This is a genomic window from Hansschlegelia beijingensis (assembly GCF_045505405.1).
GTDB classification, from domain to species: domain Bacteria; phylum Pseudomonadota; class Alphaproteobacteria; order Rhizobiales; family Methylopilaceae; genus Methylopila; species Methylopila beijingensis_A.
Genome location: NZ_JBJKEX010000656.1, coordinates 1 through 751, shown reverse-complemented (window position 1 = coordinate 751; position 751 = coordinate 1). Strand labels below are relative to the sequence as shown.

Below are 751 nucleotides of genomic sequence, written 5' to 3'. Positions count from 1 at the left end.
CGAGCCGCAGCTCCACCGTCTCGAGCCTGCTCTGCAGCTCCGTCGCGACGCGGTCGAGGTCGTCGATCCGGCCGTCAGGCGGCGCAGGGGTGCGAATGAACGCCAGGTGGACGACGGCCATGCCGCCGAGGGCCGCGAGCGCGGCCAACGCCGCCGAGGCGAATCCGAGGCCGAGCCCGTAGGCTGCGATGACGCCCACGCACGCCGACGTCACCGCCATTGCGGCGGCGACAAAGAAGTCGGCGGGTTTCGTCATGTGGCTCGGCTTCCGGACGGCGTGCGGCATCATCGCCGATTCGTGATTCGCCGGCCAAGCCCTCGAAGGTCGGCGGCCGGCCTCCACATGAGATGAATCAGAAGGAGGCGACATGGTCACGCTCGAAGTGTCCGGAATGGTGTGCGCGGGCTGCGAGAAGTCGGTCCGTCAGGCGATCACCGGCAAGGATCCCGGGGCGGTCGTCACCGTCTCCCGGGAGACGGGCCGGGTCGAGGCGGAGACCAGGCTGAGCGCCGAGGAAGCCGCGACGGCGGTGGCGGCGGCCGGCTTCGAGGCGCGTCCCGCGGCGTCCTGAGCCGCCGATCACCATTCGTTTACCCTGTTGGGACACCTTGGAAGCCCGGCGGCCGCCGACCTGCGACGCCGGGATCATCCGAGGACCGACCCCCGATGCCGCTTCCGCAGACCTCGGACCCCGCGCCCCGCGCTCATCTCGTAGGTGGCGCGACCCCACAGCATAGCTCCGCTGCCGTC

At 71.0% G+C, this 751-nt stretch carries 2 protein-coding genes; one reads left to right on the top strand and one right to left on the bottom strand.

Annotated elements, in window-relative coordinates; translation table 11 throughout:
- Nucleotides 1-256: hypothetical protein (locus ACIKT0_RS19445; RefSeq protein ID WP_407106907.1), on the bottom strand; the 256-nt coding region annotated here is incomplete at its 3' end.
- 112 nt (nt 257-368) lie between these two features.
- On the opposite strand from ACIKT0_RS19445, the gene ACIKT0_RS19440 reads away from it, so the two are divergent.
- A complete protein-coding gene (locus tag ACIKT0_RS19440; RefSeq protein ID WP_407106906.1) occupies nt 369-572 on the top strand; it encodes a heavy-metal-associated domain-containing protein in 204 nt (67 codons plus the stop codon).
- Nucleotides 573-751: the final 179 nt, after the last annotated feature.